General features: G+C 72.5%; 1 pseudogene. It reads right to left on the bottom strand.

The window, feature by feature from the left end:
* Positions 1-231: pseudogene (locus P409_RS41370) on the bottom strand (autotransporter adhesin YapN); the annotation flags it as partial.
* Positions 232-458: the final 227 nt, after the last annotated feature.

Below are 458 nucleotides of genomic sequence, written 5' to 3'. Positions count from 1 at the left end.
ACCCGCATTGTTGGCGACCGCATTCGGGCCGATGGCGACGGAGTCCGTCCCCAGGGCCTGCGAGTCGGGCTCGGTCGAGCTGGCGTGGAAGTACTTGATGCCCCCGCCATTGTTGATGTTGGTCACCGTCGTCGTGACGCTGTCGACCGCCTCGTTGGTGGCGAAGAGCTGCGAGCCGTTCACCGCATCGGTCGAGGTGTCGGAGAGCCGCCCCGCCGCGACATTGGTGATGGTCCGCTCCGCCCCGGCGCGCCGACGCTGACCGTCGAGGTCGGGTGGCGCCGGCGAAGGTGTAGGCCGTGCCGCCGATGGTCGCGCCGGCTGTGCCGACCGCCGCCGCCGTCACCGAGCCCGACCCAGCGCCACGTCACCGGCATTGGCTCCGGCGGTCGCGCCATGGCCGACCGCGACGCCGTCCTGCACCGAGGCCACCGCCTCAGGCCCGGCCGCCGTGCTGT

The organism is Inquilinus limosus MP06 (assembly GCF_000767795.1).
Taxonomy (GTDB): domain Bacteria; phylum Pseudomonadota; class Alphaproteobacteria; order DSM-16000; family Inquilinaceae; genus Inquilinus; species Inquilinus limosus_E.
Note: the sequence above shows the minus strand (reverse complement) of the source record. Positions and strands in the feature narration are given on the sequence as shown.